This window comes from Flavobacterium sp. HSC-61S13 (assembly GCF_024171535.1).
Classification (GTDB): domain Bacteria; phylum Bacteroidota; class Bacteroidia; order Flavobacteriales; family Flavobacteriaceae; genus Flavobacterium.
Genome location: NZ_JALJZV010000017.1, coordinates 1 through 20,457, shown reverse-complemented (window position 1 = coordinate 20,457; position 20,457 = coordinate 1). Strand labels below are relative to the sequence as shown.

At 37.7% G+C, this 20,457-nt stretch carries 21 protein-coding genes; 11 read left to right on the top strand and 10 right to left on the bottom strand.

Going from position 1 to position 20,457, the window contains the following annotated elements:
- Positions 1 to 7 precede the first annotated feature (7 nt).
- From L1275_RS13890 to L1275_RS13875, 4 genes are all read right to left on the bottom strand, one after another.
- Positions 8 to 3,346 (bottom strand): SusC/RagA family TonB-linked outer membrane protein, encoded by a 3,339-nt coding sequence (locus tag L1275_RS13890; RefSeq protein ID WP_253474574.1) that lies wholly within the window; start codon positions 3,344 to 3,346, stop codon positions 8 to 10.
- A gap of 278 nt (positions 3,347 to 3,624) precedes the next feature.
- Complete coding sequence (locus L1275_RS13885; protein WP_253474571.1) at positions 3,625 to 4,560, bottom strand: FecR domain-containing protein; 936 nt, start codon at positions 4,558 to 4,560, stop codon at positions 3,625 to 3,627.
- A 97-nt stretch (positions 4,561 to 4,657) separates the two neighbouring features.
- Complete coding sequence (locus tag L1275_RS13880) at positions 4,658 to 5,206, bottom strand: sigma-70 family RNA polymerase sigma factor (protein ID WP_253474568.1); 549 nt, start codon at positions 5,204 to 5,206, stop codon at positions 4,658 to 4,660.
- A gap of 162 nt (positions 5,207 to 5,368) precedes the next feature.
- The gene (locus L1275_RS13875; protein ID WP_253474565.1) at positions 5,369 to 5,842 is read right to left on the bottom strand and encodes a GNAT family N-acetyltransferase; all 474 of its coding nucleotides are present in this window, start codon (positions 5,840 to 5,842) and stop codon (positions 5,369 to 5,371) included.
- A gap of 97 nt (positions 5,843 to 5,939) precedes the next feature.
- On the opposite strand from L1275_RS13875, the gene L1275_RS13870 reads away from it, so the two are divergent.
- From L1275_RS13870 to L1275_RS13860, 3 genes are all read left to right on the top strand, one after another.
- A complete protein-coding gene (locus L1275_RS13870; protein ID WP_253474562.1) occupies positions 5,940 to 6,287 on the top strand; it encodes an SdpI family protein in 348 nt (115 codons plus the stop codon).
- 357 nt (positions 6,288 to 6,644) lie between these two features.
- Positions 6,645 to 8,198, top strand: coding sequence for an SDR family oxidoreductase (locus L1275_RS13865; RefSeq protein ID WP_253474545.1), 1,554 nt, complete (start codon positions 6,645 to 6,647; stop codon positions 8,196 to 8,198).
- A 138-nt stretch (positions 8,199 to 8,336) separates the two neighbouring features.
- Positions 8,337 to 8,687, top strand: a complete 351-nt coding sequence (locus tag L1275_RS13860) for an iron chaperone (RefSeq protein WP_253474542.1) — start codon at positions 8,337 to 8,339, stop codon at positions 8,685 to 8,687.
- A gap of 34 nt (positions 8,688 to 8,721) precedes the next feature.
- On the opposite strand, the gene L1275_RS13855 is transcribed toward L1275_RS13860, so the two are convergent.
- Together L1275_RS13855 and L1275_RS13850 are read right to left on the bottom strand one after the other, a co-directional pair.
- Positions 8,722 to 9,213, bottom strand: coding sequence for a GNAT family N-acetyltransferase (locus tag L1275_RS13855; RefSeq protein WP_253474539.1), 492 nt, complete (start codon positions 9,211 to 9,213; stop codon positions 8,722 to 8,724).
- A 169-nt stretch (positions 9,214 to 9,382) separates the two neighbouring features.
- Positions 9,383 to 10,384, bottom strand: a complete 1,002-nt coding sequence (locus tag L1275_RS13850) for an NAD(P)-dependent alcohol dehydrogenase (protein WP_253474536.1) — start codon at positions 10,382 to 10,384, stop codon at positions 9,383 to 9,385.
- A gap of 130 nt (positions 10,385 to 10,514) precedes the next feature.
- On the opposite strand from L1275_RS13850, the gene L1275_RS13845 reads away from it, so the two are divergent.
- Positions 10,515 to 10,871, top strand: a complete 357-nt coding sequence (locus L1275_RS13845; RefSeq protein WP_253474533.1) for a helix-turn-helix domain-containing protein — start codon at positions 10,515 to 10,517, stop codon at positions 10,869 to 10,871.
- Positions 10,872 to 10,930: 59 nt separating this feature from the next.
- Here the strand turns inward: L1275_RS13845 and L1275_RS13840 are convergent, their stop codons facing one another.
- Positions 10,931 to 12,370, bottom strand: a complete 1,440-nt coding sequence (locus tag L1275_RS13840; protein WP_253474530.1) for a PLP-dependent aminotransferase family protein — start codon at positions 12,368 to 12,370, stop codon at positions 10,931 to 10,933.
- A gap of 138 nt (positions 12,371 to 12,508) precedes the next feature.
- Here L1275_RS13840 and L1275_RS13835 point away from each other — a divergent pair, with 138 nt between their 5' ends.
- The 4 genes from L1275_RS13835 to L1275_RS13815 all read left to right on the top strand — a co-directional run bounded on the left by L1275_RS13835 (position 12,509) and on the right by L1275_RS13815 (position 15,953).
- Positions 12,509 to 13,423 (top strand): DMT family transporter, encoded by a 915-nt coding sequence (locus L1275_RS13835; RefSeq protein ID WP_253474527.1) that lies wholly within the window; start codon positions 12,509 to 12,511, stop codon positions 13,421 to 13,423.
- 110 nt (positions 13,424 to 13,533) lie between these two features.
- Positions 13,534 to 14,136 carry an FMN-binding negative transcriptional regulator gene (locus L1275_RS13830; protein WP_253474523.1) on the top strand — a complete coding sequence of 201 codons (603 nt, stop codon included), beginning with the start codon at positions 13,534 to 13,536 and terminating at the stop codon, positions 14,134 to 14,136.
- 11 nt (positions 14,137 to 14,147) lie between these two features.
- On the top strand, positions 14,148 to 15,212 hold the full coding sequence (locus L1275_RS16605) for a GNAT family N-acetyltransferase (protein WP_371923489.1): 1,065 nt from the start codon (positions 14,148 to 14,150) through the stop codon (positions 15,210 to 15,212).
- A gap of 204 nt (positions 15,213 to 15,416) precedes the next feature.
- Positions 15,417 to 15,953, top strand: coding sequence for a hypothetical protein (locus tag L1275_RS13815; protein WP_253474520.1), 537 nt, complete (start codon positions 15,417 to 15,419; stop codon positions 15,951 to 15,953).
- A 39-nt stretch (positions 15,954 to 15,992) separates the two neighbouring features.
- Here the strand turns inward: L1275_RS13815 and L1275_RS13810 are convergent, their stop codons facing one another.
- The gene (locus L1275_RS13810) at positions 15,993 to 16,343 is read right to left on the bottom strand and encodes a DUF2200 domain-containing protein (protein ID WP_253474517.1); all 351 of its coding nucleotides are present in this window, start codon (positions 16,341 to 16,343) and stop codon (positions 15,993 to 15,995) included.
- Between the two features lie 219 nt (positions 16,344 to 16,562).
- On the opposite strand from L1275_RS13810, the gene L1275_RS13805 reads away from it, so the two are divergent.
- The 3 genes from L1275_RS13805 to L1275_RS13795 all read left to right on the top strand — a co-directional run bounded on the left by L1275_RS13805 (position 16,563) and on the right by L1275_RS13795 (position 19,438).
- On the top strand, positions 16,563 to 17,123 hold the full coding sequence (locus L1275_RS13805) for a Crp/Fnr family transcriptional regulator (protein ID WP_253474514.1): 561 nt from the start codon (positions 16,563 to 16,565) through the stop codon (positions 17,121 to 17,123).
- A 102-nt stretch (positions 17,124 to 17,225) separates the two neighbouring features.
- Complete coding sequence (locus L1275_RS13800; RefSeq protein WP_253474511.1) at positions 17,226 to 18,425, top strand: calcium:proton antiporter; 1,200 nt, start codon at positions 17,226 to 17,228, stop codon at positions 18,423 to 18,425.
- A 32-nt stretch (positions 18,426 to 18,457) separates the two neighbouring features.
- Positions 18,458 to 19,438 carry a deoxyhypusine synthase family protein gene (locus L1275_RS13795; RefSeq protein WP_253474508.1) on the top strand — a complete coding sequence of 327 codons (981 nt, stop codon included), beginning with the start codon at positions 18,458 to 18,460 and terminating at the stop codon, positions 19,436 to 19,438.
- 89 nt (positions 19,439 to 19,527) lie between these two features.
- Here L1275_RS13795 and L1275_RS13790 read toward each other — a convergent pair whose 3' ends face one another.
- Together L1275_RS13790 and L1275_RS13785 are read right to left on the bottom strand one after the other, a co-directional pair.
- On the bottom strand, positions 19,528 to 20,040 hold the full coding sequence (locus L1275_RS13790; protein ID WP_253474505.1) for a GNAT family N-acetyltransferase: 513 nt from the start codon (positions 20,038 to 20,040) through the stop codon (positions 19,528 to 19,530).
- Between the two features lie 237 nt (positions 20,041 to 20,277).
- A partial coding sequence (locus tag L1275_RS13785) for a gliding motility-associated C-terminal domain-containing protein (protein WP_253474502.1) occupies positions 20,278 to 20,457 on the bottom strand: 180 nt, incomplete at its 5' end.

Genomic DNA, 20,457 nt, shown 5'->3' with positions numbered 1-20,457 from the left:
TAAGCGATTAAATTTCTAATTTTATATTAAACCCATAAGAAGCGGTAGAAGGCATTTGCCCCGTTTCCATCCCCTGAATGATCACGTCTCCGTTCATCGTAGAAGCTTCAGGATCAAAGAAAGGGAAGTCAGTAAACGTTTTTAAATCACGCCCGAAAATCGCTATTGATAGTCCTGCTATTCCCATCTTTTGAGTGATTTTTTTCGGAAAAGTATAGCCCAAAGACATTTCTCTGATTTTTAAGTAAGAAGCGTTAAACGTATTGGATTCGACATTCTGATATTCATAATACTTTCTATAGTAGTTATCAACGCGGATTTCCGTGGTGTTGGCAGAGAAACTACCGTCTGAATTTTTGACCACTCCTTCCCCAATCATCACTCCTTCTTCTCTTCCTTTTAAGGTATGTGTTAATTGTCCGGCTTCCGTAGCTTTATGGTGTGAATGAGAATACACCTTTCCGCCATATTGACCGTCAACTGTTAGTCCAAATGTGAAGTTTTCATATTTAAACGAATTGACCAATCCGGCTTTCCATTTCGGTGCTACATCGCCTATATATTCAAAGTCAGAGCCCAATACGGGTACTCCGTTGCTGTATATGATTTGATTATCACCACTTCGTTGAAACTTTCTTCCGTATAAAGCCGTAGTTGTTCCACCTACTTTAGCTATCAAGCGTCCGTTAACTACTGAACCCAAAACCTGTTGTTCTAAACCGTCTTTTAGTTCCAAAACTTCATTATTGTTGATGGCCCAGTTTGCCGATACATTCCATTGGAATTTGTCATTCTTAATGGGCGAACCGTGTAAGACAAATTCAATTCCTCTATTTCGAACACTACCCGCATTAATAACTTGTGAGCTATATCCTTCGACGATATCCATCGGTAAAGTCAGAATTTGATTTTTAGTTTTGGATTCATAAAGTGTGATATCCATTCCAAGTCTGTTTTTCAACATTTTTAACTCGATACCCGTTTCCCAACTCGTTGTGATTTCCGGTTTTAAATCGGCATTAAAAAGGGTACTTGGCATCACTGCTGAACTCGGAAAATTACTCTGCCAATAGTATTTTGATATTTGATACGGATTGGTATCGCTTCCTACTTTTGCATACGATAAACGGTATTTCAAATAATCGAAGACCACCGGCATATTAAACATATCCGATAAAATGGCACTGGCGCTAACCGACGGATAGAAATACGAGTTGTTTCCCTGTGGTAAAGTACTCGACCAATCATTTCTACCTGTTACGTCCAAAAAGAGTACATTGGCATATCCCAGTGAAAGCATTCCATAAGCACTGTTAACCGTTTTTTCGGTATCAGCCGTAGTAACTAACGGATTGTTAACCCCGTTGGACAATTTATAAACATCCGGTACTACCAAAGCATCTATTGAGGTACGGATATTTCGGTGCATATAATTCATATGATTGGCTCCCGCAGTAATCTGGTAGTCAAAATTATCTCCGATTAAGTCTTTGTAAGTCAGTAAAAAATCGGCATTGACTTCTTTACTTGCAATATCTTGTCGAGAATAAAAACCATTTCCATGTCTTTTGCTTGAGAAACCGCGTTTGGTTTCTCTAAATTGAGTTAGGTTATTGATGGCTAGCCTACCCATAAATTCCAATTTATCGGTCAACTTAATATCAGCACGAGCATTTCCTATGAGCTGATTACTGTCTAAAGTGTTGGTATCTACGTAAGAAATATAATACGGGTTACTAGACCAAGGTGAAAACGGATTTAACTGCTGAATCCCCTCTTGTCCCTTAGACCAAATCGGTGAATACCATTCACTATCGACATTGGGTAATAGAAACATCATAAAATACGCCAAAGAACCGTTGTTATATCCCAAAACCGGTAGGTTATCACTACTTCTGTTGTTGTAATTCATAACTGCAGTTAATTTGACCCGTTGTGAGATCTGGTAATTTCCATTAAACGAAACCCCATATTTTTTATAACCCGTATTGGGAACGATCCAGTCATTTTTGGCATGGGATAAGTTTAAGCGCATCGATCCCTTATCATCACCACCTTGAAAGGAAACAGCGTTATTTACAGTTATTCCTGTTTTAAAAAAGTCTTTACGGTTATTTTTATAGGGTTTCCACAAGGTCTTTTCCTCACCTTGCTTTTGAGTCAACGGATCGTATTGATAATAATATTGTCCATCAAACTTCGGTCCCCATGCTTCAGGATGATTTCCTGTGTCAGGACCATCACTGGAACTTCCAAACGAATAATACGGATCTCCTTCTTTATTAAAGAAACCACCTGAACCCTGTCCGTATTCGTATTGATAATCCGGCCATCTGTTGATGACGTCGAATGCCACACTAGAGTTATAGGTCACCCCCATTTTATTGTCTTTTTTACCAGACTTGGTTGTAATAATCAAGGCACCATTGGCCGCTCTTGATCCGTATAAAGCAGCCGCAGTTGGGCCTTTCAAAACAGTAACGGTTTCGATATCATCTTGATTTAAGTCGGAAATAGCGTTACCATTATCCACTGGTGAATCGTTTCCGAAGGCCGCCGTATTATACCCGTTTGAGGTCATTTCCTGATCCATAGGAACCCCGTCAATAACGATTAACGCATAATTTTTACTAGCGTCTAGAGAAGTGTTTCCACGCAACTGAATGCGTTGAGAGTTAATCGGTCCACTACTACCTGAAAAGATGTTTAATCCCGCTACTTTTCCCTTTAATCCACTGGACCAGTTATTGGCAACTGCCGTTGATAATTTTTCTGCATTAACCGTCTCCTGGGCATAGCCCAATCGTTTCTCTTCGCGTTTAATACCTAAGGCAGTTACAACGAGTTCCTCCAAACTGGTTTCATCACTTGATAAGGTAATCAACAGATTTTCCTTGGCTTTTACCGTCATCGTTTTATATCCCATAAATGAAATCTCGATTTGATCCACGCCATACTGAGCCAATAGAGAAAACTTACCGTTTACATCGGTGGTCGTTCCCTCTTGGGTTCCTTTTATGGTAATAATCGCTCCGGGTATACTTTGACCGTTTTCGTCTTTAACAACGCCATGAACCCTTTTTCGTTCATTTTCCTCAAATTTTACCGACACCGTTTTGCCCGACAGATAATAACTAACGCCGTAACGCATCGATACATAATCGAGTACCTCTGTAATCGAAACAGCCTTAAGTTGTATGTCCATTTGCTTGGTTCGGGTGTTTAAATTGTCTGCATAGACAAAGGTGTATTCGGACTGTTGTTTGATTTGATTAAAAACATCCGTGATTCTAGCATTTTCCAAACTCAGGTTATAAGTGGGTTTGGAAAGGTTTTTTGCGGCCATACCGGGTGTTATAAATACGTGTAAACACGCAAATAGTAAATAGAGACGGGCGTAAAATTTATTGGGCCCTTTTAAAAATTGGAAACACATAATGTTTATCTTTGCTGTTGGTTATTCCGTTTAATTTTCGAATTATTCATACCTATAAACCTATACGAGCTGCAACTTGATATAGGTTTTTTTTTTAGCTTAATTTTTCATTTTTTTATCTTTTTTGGTTAGTGTTATATAGTGATATGTATTGGTTTTAAAAGCTTAGGGCTCCCTTATACACCATTTTAGTGAATGGTGATCTCTATGTGTTTTTCATCAATTTTTATATAAGTAATACCGTATAAAAAGTTTAAACTCTTTAATACCTCTTCGATACTGTCGTTTGTAAAATCTCCACTGATTGGATAGGTTGGTAATTTTTCGGTTTTGACGGTGATTTCCACGTTAAAACGTCTTTTCAATGTATTAATAACTTCCGTTAGAGAAGCACTCTTAAACCTGATTTGCCCGGTAAACCAGTTGTTCATTTCTCCATCTTCCAAGGTTGTTTTGGTTAATAAGCCCGAACTTCTATTGTAAACAACTTGTTGATTAGCTGTAATAATTTGCTGTTGTTGATGATCTCTATCGTTGACTTTAACTTTACCACTGCGAACGTGTACCGCTGTAGCCTCTCCTTCAATATCTTGTACATTGAACTCCGTCCCTAAGACTTTAACTATCAAATGCGTACTTTCTACAACAAAGGCTTGTTGGTTATCTTTCTTTTTCACTTTGAAAAAAGCTTCTCCATTGAGATATACCTTGCGATCTTGATTGCCAAAATCAGCGGTGTACTGTAATGTACTACCAGGACTTAAGTAAACTTGGGTCGAATCACTTAAAAAAAAATCAAGTTGCTCCCCATTGCTCGCCCTGCGACTTAACCAATTTTCAGTCGGTTTATTAAAATAGAAGTTATGAGTAAGAGAAATACTCAGCAATAACAATAAACTCGCTGCTATTGGTAGGAAAGGCTTGCTACGCTGAAGAAAACCAGGTTTGATTTTTTGATTGATTTTTTGATAAATACGACGATTTAAAACCAGATCACTTTGGGCATCTTCGATTTTTATACCCTTTTTATGAAGTCGATCAAAATAGGTATGGATTAAATCCGTTTCGATCTTTGTAGTTTCTGAATCTGCGTATTTTTGAAAAAGCCGTTTAATTGGTCTCACAGGTATTTTATTAATTGTTCCTATGATGATGTACCAACATACTGATTTTCCCCTATTAAAAAAATCACACTTAGCAATTTGTTAAAACGCGTAACATTTAGTTAATGGTAAGCTGTGTGAGTACGAGTATAAGGAGATGTATATCGGTAATGTAACGCGTGGAATTTTTAAGCAGTTTTAAAGCTTTAGTAATTTGATTTTCTACAGTGCTTTCACTGATGTGAAGTTGTTGGGAAATTTCTTTATACGATCGAGATTCGTAAAACCTCATTTTAAAAATCAACAGACATTTAGCCGGTAATACGCTGTTAGCCGTTGTTTCAATCTCGTCTAATAGGCGTCTTTTAATTTCCTCGTAGGCCGGTTCCTCAATCTCGGTTAAAAAAGCAGTCCAGGCTTCAATATGCACCTCTTGCAGTGCACCTTTGCCAAAATTCTTTGCGCATTGATTTTTTACCGATTGAAACAAATAACCGCGGTGATGATTGATGGTTAAATCGTCAAAACGATTCCACAGATCGACAAAAATATCTTGAACGATATCTTCAGCCTTTTGTTTATCATGCATAACGTTATAGGCAAAAGCATAGAGTTCTGCCCAATGCTGTTGATACAAACGTTGGAAACTTTGATTTTTATTAGCCATGACTATTTCCCTTTGAAATCCTTGGTCTCAAAAGTAGTCGGTATAATTATTCAAAAGTTTACCAAATGGTTAAGTTAAGGTGCGAGATATGATATTATCAATTCGGGATATTTTTAGAATAATCCGATAGCGATTTCTTACAGCGCCCCTATAAAGATTGCCTTAGATTTCTATTCTCATAGTCGTGGTAAATCGTTTAAAACCCGCTTTTTCATAAGCGCGAATAGCAGCGGTATTCTCCTCGTAAACATCGAGTTTTAACTCATTGATTCCCTTACTTACAAGCCACTGCTTTAGATGATTGAGTAATAAACTACTGATACCTTGACCTCTGTATTCTGGAGTTACAAACATAAAACCAATATAACCAAAAGTATCGTGAATCTGGAATTCCTTGGTAGATCGCATTTGTGAATAACCACATCCAATAAGTTGATTGTTGTATTCCGCTACTAAAACTTCTGTAGCGCTATCGAGTAACATGTCCCCGATGTTGTAGTAAAATAACTCTCCTTGTTTTAAGGTCGGATCAAATGGTCGTTCGGCATCGACTAAGTGTTGTAAAAAAACTTGTAGTTGAGGTAAATCAGCCGCGGTAGCTGTTCTAATTAGTGTATTTATCGAGATATTTTCCATGTTTCAAAGATAAAAAAAATTTAATTATAAAGAATTTGAGATTGTAGCGTCTATTCAATATATTGCCACTTATAATTTAAATAAGCTTTTAAAAGTCATGATGATTCCCTCATTCATTTCAGCCGTAATTATGTTGATTTTACTGTTTATCAGTTGGAAATATACCCCGACTACACCGAGTTTTTTTGGATATAAAAGCCGTTTATCTGTCAAAAATGATAAAACTTGGGTGTATGCCAATAAACTGGCTAACAAAATATTTTTGTTCAATATCATCATCTTGATCGTATTAAGCCTAATTGCTCCTTACCTGTTTGAAGAAGAAACCGCAGTAGTATTTCCTTTAATTGCATTTACCGTTTTATCCATACTAGTAGTTCCTATTGTAGAAATTCTTTTAAGACGGGAATTTGATAAAAATGGAATTCGAAAAGATCGATTATAATCCATAAATACTCGGTTGCTATAACAGCTTGGACTCTATACAACGATCATTTAGTAAGAGTGTGTGTTACTTAATGAGCTGCTAACCAAGTCTCCCAATCTTTAACTACCTTTCCCCAATTTCTTACTTGGTAATTGGGTATGTTGTTTTGATCTACCGGAAAGAAATTGTGTTCAGTACCTATAACGGGTATAAAGCTAAAATTTTTCTTTCCTTGGCCGATGATTTCGATAATCTGGCTTTAAAATTGGCAGTTTTTGAAAATGTGCACTTCAAGTTTTATTTCGCCATAAATATTACGCGCTTAAAAGCTATCTTTGCGCCCTTGGTGTTTTTGCCAAGATTGAATTGTTTTTTATGATGACGAACGAGGAAACACCTTCTACTCAAGAGATCAGTGCTGCAGATATTGACAAATGTATTGCTCTATTGACACAGCTCAACACCGATACCGATCAGATTTTTGATATACCCAAGGAGCAACGCACGGCTTTGATTAAGGCTGCAGGTCAATTTTCACGACCGGATCGCGATGAATTGGCGCGTAGAAAGAAAGATGGAAGACTGGTTGCCAAACGCAAAAAGGAAAATAAAGACAAAACCGCACGTAAGGTTACGGGAATTCGACATGCTCGAGAAGCCCCTGTTTTCGTTGCACCGAAATTATTGGCTTATACTGATTTAGCCCAAAAGGAACCACTAGAACTGGAGACGGCTCGAAATTGTTATGTTTGTAAAACGCGTTTTACTACCCTTCATCACTTTTACGATACCATGTGTACCGATTGTGGAGATTTTAACTATGCCAAACGTTTTCAAACCGCTGATGTCAAAGGGCAATTAGCCGTAATCACCGGATCGCGATTAAAAATTGGTTACCACATTACTTTGATGTTATTGCGCGGTGGAGCAACGGTTGTTGCCACTACGCGTTTCCCTGTGGATTCCGCGATTCGTTTTGCCAAGGAATCCGATTTTATGGAATGGGGACATCGCTTAAAGATTCACGGATTGGATTTGAGACATATACCCAGTGTAGAAATTTTTTGTAATTATATAGAACAGAAATACGGTCGTTTGGATGTTCTAATCAACAATGCCGCTCAAACCGTACGCCGACCGTCTGGTTTTTATACCCATTTGATGGACAATGAGCAACGTCCCGTTGAATCGCTGCCCAAAGCAGTACAAGAGTTATTACTCGATCACACAGACTGTTTACAGGAATTAAAGCTATTGACAAGCACTGCTTCATCCAATCAAAATATGCCTGTCACTTGGCACGGACCGGAGCCGGGAATTGGATTGAGAGCTTCGGCTCAATTATCACAGATCCCGTATTCGTTTGATAAGGCACTTGTTGCCACAGAAGCATTTCCGGAAGGCGAATTGGACGCGGATTTGCAACAGGTGGATTTGCGTAAAACCAACAGCTGGCGCTTAAAACTGGGCCAAATAGAAACCACGGAAATGATCGAAGTACAATTGGTCAATTCCGTTGCACCCTTTGTGTTGTGCAACCGACTTGCCGAAGTGATGAAAAAAGATCAAACCGGTCAGAAACACATCATCAATGTATCTGCGATGGAAGGAAAATTTTATCACGGTTATAAAGACGATCGCCATCCGCATACCAATATGGCTAAAGCAGCCCTAAATATGCTTACACATACCGCGGCAGGTTCGCTGGCTAAAGAAGGAATTTATATGAATGCCGTGGATACGGGTTGGGTAACCGATGAAGATCCTGCAGAAATGGCCAGACGAAAACAAGAAGAAGAAGATTTTCAACCGCCACTAGACATTGTTGACGGTGCAGCAAGAGTTATGGATCCCTTATTTGATGGTATCAATACTGGCAAACACTGGTGTGGCAAGTTTTTAAAAGACTATGTTCCTATATCGTGGTAATCACACTAATGTCTATATATCATAAATATGCCCAGTAAAAACTGGGCATATTTTTTTATACATTCCTTTAAATAAGAGAAGTTTTTATTTGGATATTTGGGTTAAATAGTGTATATTAACCATACAAAAAAGAGCCCAATGACGCCTCCTAAATACGACAGTGTAGATCAATATCTAAGCGGTATTTCCTCAGAGCACCTCGAACGCGCTGTCGAGCTTCGCAACATCATTAAATCGGCCTTACCCAAAGCCGAAGAAGTAATCAGTTACAATATGCCTGCCTATAGGTATCGGAAAATATTGGTGTATTTTGCGGTCTATCAATCCCATATCGGCTTTTACCCTACTCCTAGCGCTATAATTGCTTTTAAAGATGATTTAAACACTTATAAATGCAGTAAGGGAACTATACAATTCTCCTATGAAAAACCGCTTCCCAAGGCATTGATTGAGAAAATATGTCGATTTAGATTCGAAGAAGTATCCTAATTTCAAATTTGTCGCGATTGAGAAACAAGCCCCTTTAACGATGGAGTTTTAATTCGAGTATTTCTCCAGGCAATCCATCGAAATCTTCAAAGGATACGGATTCAAAGCCATTATTGATTAAAATTTTTCGAGAAGGGATGTTTTTTGGATCGATAATGGCTGTGAGTTGCTTTAAGTGTTGCTGTTTTCTGGCCTGTTTAACCAGCTTTGTTGCAACTGTTGTTCCCAAACCCTGACCCCAATACTGTGGCAAAATCATATAACCGAGTTCCGCGCTTTCCGCTCCCTTTTCTTCGACTTCCAATTTAGCCAAACCCATAAATTCACTCGTATCGCTATTGATAATTTTAAAACTACCAAACTGCGCATCAAGCTGGTTATGCTCAATTAATTTTTGAAATTCGACTCGAGCTTCCTCCATTGGAAACGCCCTTTCTGTAATCATAGCCATAACGCGTTCATCACTAACTAACTTAAAGTAAAGATCAAAGTCGTAAATCTTAAATAACTCTAATTCAATATCCATAATTAAAATTTTAAAATGACAACACCATCTTTTTACCGTGCTATCTCTATTCAATATTCCAAGTTATGACCGGAAATAATCCCGCAAATATAATCTTTAATAAGTCGAGAAATTCACCTTTTTTAAATGACTGCCAGTTGAACACGCCCCATAAACAGAGAAAACGGCGTTAAAAATTTAGGACAACCTTTCCAAAATGTTTCCCCTGATTAAAATATTCTAATGCTGCTGCTAGTGCTGTAACCGGAAAAACCTTATCGATAATTGCATTCATTTTGTAATCTTCAATAGCTTGAATCATCTGTTCAAAAGATCGTTTCGATCCAATTTGAATACCTTGAATCGTCAAGCTTTTTTGAAGAACTCCAAATACAGATAGATTTACATCTGATCCCGCCATAAGCCCGATGACAACAATCTTACCTCCCAATTTCATACTTGTTATGGTTTGCTCCAAGGTTCCCCAAGCCATTTCTAGACTCAAATCAACACCTTGCCCATTTGTCAACTCCAAAACCCGTTTTTCCCAGTCGGGATAGACTTTATAATTGATGGTTTCATCAGCACCCAATTGTTTGGCTTTGATCAGTTTATCATCAGAACTCGACAGGATAATAACTTTTGCGCCCAATGCTTTAGCAAACTGCAAGGCAAAGATCGATACGCCTCCTGTCCCCTGTAAAAGGACTGTTTGTCCAACTTTTAATTGACCGACATGAACCAAAGCCTCCCATGCCGTAAGTGCCGCTATAGGAAGCGTTGACGCTTGCTCCAACGTAAAGTGACTGGAAATCTTCACCAAACTGCTTGCCGGCAAGGCAATATACTCCGAAAACACTCCGGGCATTGTCGTTCCCAAGCGCGTACTTAAATCCGCTTCCCTCAACGGCCCAGATTGCCAGGATTGTATAAAATGCGTAGACACCCTATCACCAATTTTTAAGGATTGTACCTCACTGCCTACACTTTCCACTATACCAGCGGCATCGGATCCTAAAACATGGGGCAATCGTGTACCAAATGCCCCTTGAGCAATCATTAAATCCAATTGGTTCAAAGCCATCGACTTCACATGAACCAATACTTCGTTGGGTTTTATCGCTGGAATTGCGCGCTCTTCTACCGATATATTGCCCAAGCCATAACTGTTTTTAATCACTATTGTTTTCATTTGAACTATTTTAAAATTAGAAAACAAATATATTTTTATAGTATATTTGAAACAAGTATGCACTTTTTGGTACACTAAGCACCTAAAAGATACTATTACTGATTATCCGTCCATAAAAAATGAAAAAAAAATGAAAAAAAATACCGCTTCACCGAGTTGTTCGGTGGATTACGCGTTTAGACGTATCGGTGGTAAATACAAGGGTCGCATCCTTTGGTACTTACACCACAGACAAGTATTGCGTTATGGAGAATTGCGCAAAACGCTTCAGGATGTCACTCCAAAAATGTTGACACAAACGCTAAGGGAGCTGGAAACAGACTTGTTAATACACCGCGAAGTCTATCATGAAGTACCTCCAAAAGTGGAATACTCCCTAACGGAAACCGGAGCTGAACTGATTCCTTTTATTCAGCATTTAAAAAACTGGGGCGATCGCCAAATAGAAAAAATTAAAGCGGATACCACTGTGATTCCACATCTATAGGTCCATCAAAAATCATAGTAAGATTCTTTTTAATTGTTTTGAAAAGTAACAGCTCTAAGCTATAGTTTATTGTTTTTGTCTGCAATGTTCATCTCTTTCGCTAAAATTCCGAGTACTTTTAGTTTTAACCTGAGTTCTGGCGTCCATGGCAATCCAATACTCAACCTCATGCAGTTTTCAAACTGATTTTGTAAAGTAAAAACACGTCCTGGAGCAATACTAATTCCCTTTTGTATAGCAGCATCATACAACTTTACCGTGTCGATACCCTGTGGAAGCTCAACCCAAAGAGCCATACCTCCTTGCGGTCTACTCGTTTTGGTTCCGTCTGGGAAAAATTCAATTATCGCTTGTACGTAATTGTGATAATTTTGTTTTAAGGTGCGTCGCAATTGTTTTAAATGGTTTTCATAACGTCCCGTTTTTAAAAAATTTCCGACAGCCTCCTGAATAATTGAGGTGGAAGAAAAAGAATGCACCAATTTTAATTTCAACAACTTTTCTTTGTGTTTACCTGCCGCAATCCAACCCACTCGATACCCTGGAGCTAAGGTTTTGGATACAGAACTGCAATACAGAACGTTTCCGGTAGTGTCGAACGACTTACAACACTTTGGTCGTTGGTTACCGAAGTACAAATCGCCATAAATATCATCTTCGATAAGTGGTATTTGATTTTCGGTTAATAATTCGACCACAGCCTTTTTATTTTCATCGGGCATACAACTGCCCAAAGGCGTATTAAAATTAGGAACCAATAAACACAAGTTAATTTTAGGTATTACCGCTTTTAAGACCTCAATATCAATTCCGGTAATGGGGTGTGTTGGCAACTCGATAACCTTGTATCCCAAACTGATCGCCAATTGAAAAATCCCTGGATAACACGGGCTTTCCATCGCAACGGTATCTCCTGCTTTTCCCATTGCCATTAAACAAAAAGATAGGGCGTTCATACCACCACTAGTCGTTATCAAATCGTCTTCATTAAAATTTCCGCCCCAACTAGAAGACCGAAAGGCTATCATTTTTCGCAGCTTCACATTGCCTTGTAACAATTCATACTCCGTACCGCCATCTTTGAGTTCACGCGTTGCATAGACAATTTCCTTTTTTAACTTACTCAAAGGCAATAAATTTCCCGAGGGGATGCCTATTGAAAACAAAGTCAAATCGGTCTTTCCCATATTGGAAAACACCTTAGTAATTAATTCAGAAGGCTCTACATCACTAGCAATCAACGAAGGACTACTACGTCTGGGTAAGGGCAAATTAACATCTAAAAGCGCCGCAACAAAAAAACCAGACTGCGGTTTAGATTCTATTAACGATTGTGCCTCCAATTCCCAATACACCCTTTTAGCTGTATTCATACTTATATCATAACTCCGGCACAAATCCCTAACTGACGGCAATCTATCTCCCGGAACTAAAATTCCATTATGAATTTTTGAGGCTATTATATGGGCAATCTCGATATACTTAAATGTTTTACTCATGATCCTATGTATTGAACTGTGTCCATGTAAATATACAAAACTGTTACTGTACTTAATACTTGTTATCTATTAATTTTGTAGAGAAATTTTATCACAGCTCGGAGCTCGCATAGCAACCCTATAAACTCAGCATTTCAAATGAACTTAAAACACAGCATCAATCCAGCAATCATCAATCATGACATATCACTGGAAAAGCAATCCAACGGTTGGGTCAACGGTTTTATTGCCGTTGTCATATTTAGCGGATCCATGCCTGCTACCAAAGTAGCGGTGATGGATTTTAATCCGATTTTTTTAACCGGAGCTCGTGGGGCTATTGCCGGTATACTGGCCCTAGTAGCTTTGTTAGTATTTAAAGAAAAGCGACCTTCAAGCGTACAATTGCGCGCGCTATTAATTACAGCCTTGGGAATAGTTTTGGGATTTCCAATTCTATCCGCTTTTGCCTTACAACACATTTCATCGGCTCATTCCTTGGTTTTCTTAGCGATGCTTCCCCTATCGACAGCCATATTCGGTGTGATTCGCGGTGGCGAACGCCCCTCTAAAATATTTTGGTTTTTTTCGTTGATGGGTAGCTTTTTGGTAATTGGTTATGCCCTATCACAAGGCATAGAAACCTCACCAATTGGCGATATGCTGATGTTACTAGCGATTATTCTATGTGGTCTGGGGTATGCTGAAGGAGCTAAATTATCAAAAACCTTGGGCGGCTGGCAGGTCATTTCATGGGTATTGGTACTTTCTTTACCACTAACTCTACCCTTGTGCTTTTTCTTCCTACCCACTAATTTTGAAGACATTCCTTCAACAGGCTGGTTTAGCTTATTCTACCTCGGCTTGTTTAGTATGTTTATCGGTTTTATTTTTTGGTATCGCGGACTCGCTCAAGGAGGCATTGCTAAAGTGGGACAATTGCAACTTTTACAGCCCTTTTTTGGATTGGCCTTATCCGCAACCCTATTACATGAAAAAGTAAGTATAGGAATGTTATTAGTTACTGTAGGTGTAATACTGTGTGTGGCGGGATCTAAAAAATTTGCCAAATAAACCACACCACTATCTTGTTTTTAGTATCCTTTTTAAAATAAAAGGTTTAACATTTAATAAATCAATCGTTTCCTATAATTCTATTAACTTTATTTTTCTAAACAACGCTTATGTTTGTACCTAAAATGTTTGAATTCGAAGATAAAAGCGAGCAAATCGCATTTATGAAACAGTATTCTTTTGCAACCATAATCACCAACAAAGGAGATATACCCATCGCTACTCAGCTTCCTTTTATCGTAGAAGAACGTGCGGGTACTTTATTTTTAAGTGGTCATTTTGCAAAGGCAAACGAACAAGCCAACTACATCGAGCAAATGACTTCGTTGATTATATTCTCCGAACCTCATGCCTATATATCACCTACACACTATGAAAAGATTCAAAGTGTTCCCACTTGGGATTATATCAGTGTACACGCTTATGGTAAAGCGAAGATCATTACGGACGATTATTCTAAAATACTAGCTTTAGAGCAGATGATTCGATTTTATGAGCCGGAGTATGTATTGCAATGGAACCAACTCAGCGACAAATATAAAAACGCTATGATTAAGGGTATTGTCGGTTTTGAAATTGAGGTAACGGATATACAAGGACAAAAGAAATTAAGTCAGAATAAAACCGAGTTAGAACGCAATAAAATCGTTAACCATTTACAACAACAGGGTCAAGTTGAACAGGATTTGGCCTCCTACATTAAAAATCTTTAGTTTTAGACATTATGGAACCCATTACTATCAAACAGGTCGCTTTAAACGATTTGGCGCAGTTGCAGCAAATAGGCCAACAAACCTTTTTTGAAACCTTCTCTACTGGTAACACGGATCAAAATATGAAGGATTATTTAGCAGAGAGTTTTGCCTTAACAAAGCTGACTAAAGAACTTCAGAATACAAACTCTCAATTCTATTTTGCATTAGCAAAAGACCGTGTTGTCGGTTATTTAAAACTGAACACCGGAAGTTCGCAGACCGAACAACAGACTGACGATGCTTTAGAAATTGAGCGAATCTATGTTACTAAAGAGTTTCACGGTAAAAAAGTAGGACAAATTCTATATGACAAAGCCTTGGAGGAAGCACAAAGACAGCAGGCTTCATTTATCTGGTTGGGAGTATGGGAAGGAAATGCAAGAGCCATTCAATTTTACAAAAAAAATGGCTTTGTCGAGTTTGGTCAACACCTCTTCAAATTGGGTGAAGATGAACAAACGGACATTCTAATGAAGAAAGAATTAAGCCATACAACAGCTCTTTTTGATATACAACCCGTACTCGAAAATGACCAAGTGCTTTTACTTCCGCTAAAAAAAGAAGATTTTGAAGAATTATACCTAACAGCTTCAGATCCAAAAATATGGGAACAACACCCCAATACCGATCGCTGGAAGAAAGAGGTTTTCGAAAATTTCTTTGAAGGTGCTCTTAAAAGCCATGGAGCTTTTAAAATCGTAGATAAATTAACAGGGAAAGTTATCGGTAGTACGCGTTTTTACGATTATAAACATCTAGATAACAGCATCCTCATTGGTTACACCTTTTATGCTGTATCGCATTGGGGCAAGGGAATCAACACCCTAGTAAAGAAAACCATGTTAAACTATGCCTTTCAATTTGTAGATCAAGTGTATTTCCATATTGGTGCGAATAACATCCGTTCACAAATTGCCATTAGTCGACTCGGCGCCGAAAAAATTGCGGAAGAGGTTATGCCCTATTATGGCGAAGCCCCCCGATTAAATTTTGTTTATAGCATTTCTAAAAATGCTTGGAAAGAGCTATTTTAAATTGAACACATAACACAGTAAGCAAAAATCCCCACTGAGGTTTTTGCTTACTTTACAATTGGAATAAAAAACTAAACACCTAAAAAAACAAGATAACAACTCTTATTTAAACAGATAGATACCGAAGTTTTGAAAAACATTTACGATAGTGATTGTGAGTACTTTTACCTATATTAGCGCTTATCTTCACCTAATCTATAGTCATTGAAAATACTAACAAATCCTTCGGTTGTAAAATATTTAGATTATATCATTCGTTTTTACTTGTCGTTTTCACTACTGATCTATGCTGTTGCCAAGATAATGAATGTACAATTTAGCCAAAGTAGTGACAGTTATCTCCATTATAAAGTTCAAGATTTAAGTCCTCAAGACTTGGTGTGGGTATTCTACGGCTATGCGCCTCTTTATGAAATTATATTGGGGTGTATTCAAGTCGTGGCCATACTCCTATTGGTATATAACAAAACAAAAGTACTAGGGATTTTATCCCTGTGGCCTATTTTTATAAACATCCTGTTAATTGATGTCTTTTATGAAGTCAATGCTCTAAATTCCATCATTTACTACAGTCTCTTATTGCTGATTCTAACCTATTTGAATCAAAGACCACTACGTATCGCTATTAGACAACTCGTAAAAACATCTGGAAGTCAAAAAGGATTTCTATTTAATTTTAAAAACCTATTGATCATTATGCTCGGTTTTGTCTTATTAATCGTAGTATCTATCATAATATAGTCGCGCTTAAAAGAAAAGCAATTCAAAAACTCCTTTTCATTATTTACGCAAAATCTTATCTAGCGATTTGCCTTTTGCCAATTCATCTATAAGCTTATCTAGATAGCGTATTTTTTGCATCAGCGGATCCTCTATATCCTCAACACGGTATCCACATATAACTCCGGTGATTTTCGTGACATTACGATTTAGTTGTGGTGCTTGACCGAAAAACGTCTCAAAATCGGTTTTATCATCGATAAGCTGTTGTAAACTGGTTGTATCATAACCGGTTAGCCAAAGGATAATGGTATCCACTTCTTCTTTAGTACGTCCTTTCTTTTCTGCTTTATTAATATAATGCGGGTAGACACCGGCAAATGACATTTTATAAACTCTTGTATGATCCATACCTATCGGTGTTTAAGTTTTAAAAAGAACTTCTTCGTTCATCCAACGTACTTCACTATCAAAAGTAATAAAACATCACGTATGATCTCAAGTAATTGAATGGAATTTATATTGCGAACTGCGCTTTAAAGATTAGTGTATTTCGCCTTTTTTTATACCTTTGAATAGATGTTATTCCTAAAAATTTTAGAGTAACATCTCCGTTGAAAAATCAAGATTATGGAAATCGATCAAATCTTAGATCACATATACAAATTACCTGAAAACTCAAAAATGATTTTAAAGGATCAGATGGAGGAATTGGTTTATCCAAAAAACCATATTTTGCTTAAGGCCGATAAAATCGAACACCATATCTATTTAATCAAAAGTGGGATCGTTCGCGCTTTTGCACCACAGGAAGATCACGACATTACGTTTTGGTTTGGTCAAGAGGGTGAAACCATATTGTCGATGCGCAGTTATGTTGAGAATAAAAAGAGCTATGAAAACATTGAGTTGCTTGAAGATTGTGTGCTTTTTCAACTAAATATTGACCGACTAAATCAATTGTATCAAAGTGATATTCACATCGCCAATTGGGGTAGAAAATTAGCGGAAATCGAGCTGTTGAAAATCGAAAGCAGAATGATTTCTAATGAGCTGCTTTCGGCCAAAGAACGTTATGATTTATTGATGTCGGAATCTCCTACATTAATTCAAAGAATTCCATTAAAATATATCGCTTCTTATTTGGGAATGACCCCAGTGAGCTTAAGTCGAATTCGCAAGGAGAAATAACCTCCTAAAAAAAAAGGTATTAATTATCATAGGATAATTATATACTCTACTAATCGCCATAATTTCGCTTTGTTTTAAACAACATCTTAACAAAGTAAAATTATGTCTAAACTTCCTTTAAATACCCCCACACTGCTTTCGCAGATCGTTCCTATGAATACGCGTATTCGCTTGGTATTGGTATGGATGATGGTACTGGGATTTCTGTTATTTGGCCATTCAATATTGGGCGATCACATTACACCGACCACTGCTATAATAGGCTTTTTAATTTTATTAATTACCATCGTAGGCGCTGCATTTGGCGTAGTCAAAGAAGCGGATGAATTGGCTCATAAACTCGGAGAACCCTATGGAACTTTGATTCTTACGCTATCTATAGTTTCTATAGAAGTGATACTTATTTCTGCGGTCATGTTAGGTCCTGGTCAATTTCCGACCATCGGTAAGGACTCTATTTTTTCAGTCATGATGATCATTATGAACCTAGTAATCGGACTTTGTATAGTATTAGGAGGTCTGAAGTATGGCGAGCAAGAATACAATGCCCAAGGTACTACGACCTACCTTGGAATGATTATTATGCTCGGTGGTTTATCTATGATGTTGCCCAATTTTATTGAAGGAGCTGGACAAGGTATGTTTACTCACACACAAGCAATCATTTTATCGTCTTTGATCATTGTATTATACGGTTTTTTTCTTTTTTTGCAGATGAAAGGTTACCAACATCTGTATATACAACCCAAAGCGGGTTCTATGGTTATTCCCTTTTCACAACGCCATACGTCAACATTAGTTGAAACAAAACAGCCACTGGAAGTACTATCACCGACTAAAAATAATAAAAAGGAGATCATCATTCGTTCCTTGATTTTGTTAGCGATGATATTACCGATTGTATTGCTGTCTCATAACATGGCTACTGTAGTGGATTATGGTATCAAAGCAGCTCAATTACCCCCTTTATTAGGTGGCGTACTGATAGCGATAATCGTATTTACTCCAGAATCCATGACGGCCGTTAAGGCAGCATTAAACAACGAATTTCAACGGGCAATCAACCTATGTCACGGAGCTTTCGTTTCTACTGTCGGCTTAACAGTACCATCAGTACTAATCGTTGGAATGATTACAGGTAAAACCGTACTTTTTGGATTGAGTGCAACCGAAACGATCTTATTTGTAATCACGTTGTTACTGAGTTTAATTACTTTTTTAGGTAAGCGAACTACACCGATTATGGGAATTATGCATTTGGTATTATTCTTTGTATTTATAATGTTGATTTTTAATCCTTAAAAAAGCTTAAACCCTTTATCTTATTTTTTATCATGGAACAAAAAAGAGGTCCTATCTCGCAATTTATCGAGAAAAACTATTTACACTTTAATGCGGCAACTGTGGTAGATGCTGCTAAGGGATATGAACAACACCTACTCTCAGGAGGTAAAATGCTGATTTCTCTCGCCGGTGCTATGAGTACAGCAGAATTAGGTATTTCACTAGCAGAAATGATTAGAGAAGGTAAGGTTGATATCATCAGTTGTACAGGTGCTAATTTAGAAGAAGACATTATGAATTTAGTGGCACATTCGCACTACAAAAGGATTCCCAATTACCGCGACTTAACACCTCAGGATGAGTGGGAACTTTTGCAAAACAAATACAATCGCGTTACAGATACGTGTATCCCTGAGGAAGAAGCCTTCCGAAAAATACAGCACCATATCGAAAAGATTTGGAAGGATGCCGAACGCAATGGTGAACGTTATTTTCCGCACGAAAACATGTATAAATTATTGTTGAGTGGCGTTTTGAAAGACGAATACGAGATTGACCCAAGAAACTCTTGGATGTTAGCCGCAGCAGAGCGCAATCTACCAATTGTTGTACCGGGATGGGAAGATTCAACTATGGGAAATATTTTTGCTTCCTATGTTATCAAAGGGGAATTAATGGCCTCTACGGTAAAAAGCGGTATTGAATATATGGTGTGGCTTGCCGATTTTTATGAAAAGAATGCCGTTGATCAAGGAATCGGTTTTTTCCAAATAGGTGGTGGTATAGCTGGTGATTTTGCGATGTGTGTTGCCCCGATGTTGGAACAGGATCTCGAAAAAGAAAACGTTTTAAAATGGCGCTACTTTTGTCAAATCACCGACTCAACAACCTCTTTCGGTTCTTACTCCGGTTGTATTCCCAACGAAAAGATTACTTGGGGAAAATTAGACGTAGATACACCGAGTTATATGATCGAATCGGATGCTACCATCGTAGCTCCATTAATATTCGCTTGGGTACTCAAACAATAATTGCAGTTCTTTATTAATTTTATTTATTTTATTTTCGACAGGAGGTTTGGACTATTGATCTTAACCTCTTTTTTATTAAACCTCTCCGGTTAATCGGTTTTAATACCGTTTCCGTTCCATTCGAATTCCAAATCATCCGCTTCCAACTCCGCTATCAAACTAAAATTAAGTCGGTGTAAGAGTTGAATCGCTTTTATATTAGAAGCAGTTGTTATGGCAAAAATTCGGTTAAGCTTCATCGTATTACGACCAAACTCCATCGCTATTTCCATGGCGGCAGTCATAAATCCATTTCCATAAAATGGAGGCAGTAAAACGCAGCCCAACTCTCCTGCTCCGTCAGTAAAACCGCGGTAATAACCACAAGTTCCAACAATCTTATTTGATCGATTGTCAAAAATCCCCCAATGAATGGAAGTACCGTTGCGGTAATCTTGATGGATTTTATCCTGCATGGTTAGCGCTTCTTCTACAGTGCTAGCCGGTATAGCATTATAAAAAGAAATTTCAAGAATATGTTGAAGATCACCAAATTCTATAGGACGCAAGCTAACCTTGTCGCCTCTTAGTACAGGGAAATTTTGATATGGAGGAATATTCATAAATGGTAATTATTAGCGTATTACGAGTGTAAATATAAAGTTTATTTTAAAAGTGAAATAGAAAATATTTCTATCGTTATTATATGGTTTTATACCTAATCGCAGGTTCGGTTTTGTAAAATCAAAACGTGTATAAACAAAGAGAGCCGCAATAATTGCGACTCTCTTAAACTCAATAAGCTTACTAACCAAAATAAACAGATATCAAGTAAAATTATTATAATTGGGAAACAACGTCTACTTATTGATTTGTACCCATCCCGTTCTGGTTTTACCACGAGAAATCACCACGTAATAGTAAGTTCCATCAGGAAGGATTTTGTCTCCTTTACCTTGTCCTTGCCACTGATTGGTATAGTTTCCGTCAAAGCTGTATACCTCTGAACCGTAACGGTTGTAGATTTTGATACTGCTAAC

Excerpts from the sequence above, each read along its gene's own strand:
- L1275_RS13890 (WP_253474574.1), bottom strand. The coding sequence starts at position 3,346 with ATGGCCGCAAAAAACCTTTCCAAACCCACTTATAACCTGAGTTTGGAA.
- L1275_RS13880 (WP_253474568.1), bottom strand. The coding sequence starts at position 5,206 with ATGGCTAATAAAAATCAAAGTTTCCAACGTTTGTATCAACAGCATTGG.
- L1275_RS13875 (WP_253474565.1), bottom strand. The coding sequence starts at position 5,842 with ATGGAAAATATCTCGATAAATACACTAATTAGAACAGCTACCGCGGCT.
- L1275_RS13870 (WP_253474562.1), top strand. The coding sequence starts at position 5,940 with ATGATGATTCCCTCATTCATTTCAGCCGTAATTATGTTGATTTTACTG.
- L1275_RS13865 (WP_253474545.1), top strand. The coding sequence starts at position 6,645 with ATGATGACGAACGAGGAAACACCTTCTACTCAAGAGATCAGTGCTGCA.
- L1275_RS13860 (WP_253474542.1), top strand. The coding sequence starts at position 8,337 with ATGACGCCTCCTAAATACGACAGTGTAGATCAATATCTAAGCGGTATT.
- L1275_RS13855 (WP_253474539.1), bottom strand. The coding sequence starts at position 9,213 with ATGGATATTGAATTAGAGTTATTTAAGATTTACGACTTTGATCTTTAC.
- L1275_RS13850 (WP_253474536.1), bottom strand. The coding sequence starts at position 10,384 with ATGAAAACAATAGTGATTAAAAACAGTTATGGCTTGGGCAATATATCG.
- L1275_RS13845 (WP_253474533.1), top strand. The coding sequence starts at position 10,515 with ATGAAAAAAAATACCGCTTCACCGAGTTGTTCGGTGGATTACGCGTTT.
- L1275_RS13840 (WP_253474530.1), bottom strand. The coding sequence starts at position 12,370 with ATGAGTAAAACATTTAAGTATATCGAGATTGCCCATATAATAGCCTCA.
- L1275_RS13835 (WP_253474527.1), top strand. The coding sequence starts at position 12,509 with ATGAACTTAAAACACAGCATCAATCCAGCAATCATCAATCATGACATA.
- L1275_RS13830 (WP_253474523.1), top strand. The coding sequence starts at position 13,534 with ATGTTTGTACCTAAAATGTTTGAATTCGAAGATAAAAGCGAGCAAATC.
- L1275_RS16605 (WP_371923489.1), top strand. The coding sequence starts at position 14,148 with ATGGAACCCATTACTATCAAACAGGTCGCTTTAAACGATTTGGCGCAG.
- L1275_RS13810 (WP_253474517.1), bottom strand. The coding sequence starts at position 16,343 with ATGGATCATACAAGAGTTTATAAAATGTCATTTGCCGGTGTCTACCCG.
- L1275_RS13805 (WP_253474514.1), top strand. The coding sequence starts at position 16,563 with ATGGAAATCGATCAAATCTTAGATCACATATACAAATTACCTGAAAAC.
- L1275_RS13800 (WP_253474511.1), top strand. The coding sequence starts at position 17,226 with ATGTCTAAACTTCCTTTAAATACCCCCACACTGCTTTCGCAGATCGTT.
- L1275_RS13795 (WP_253474508.1), top strand. The coding sequence starts at position 18,458 with ATGGAACAAAAAAGAGGTCCTATCTCGCAATTTATCGAGAAAAACTAT.
- L1275_RS13790 (WP_253474505.1), bottom strand. The coding sequence starts at position 20,040 with ATGAATATTCCTCCATATCAAAATTTCCCTGTACTAAGAGGCGACAAG.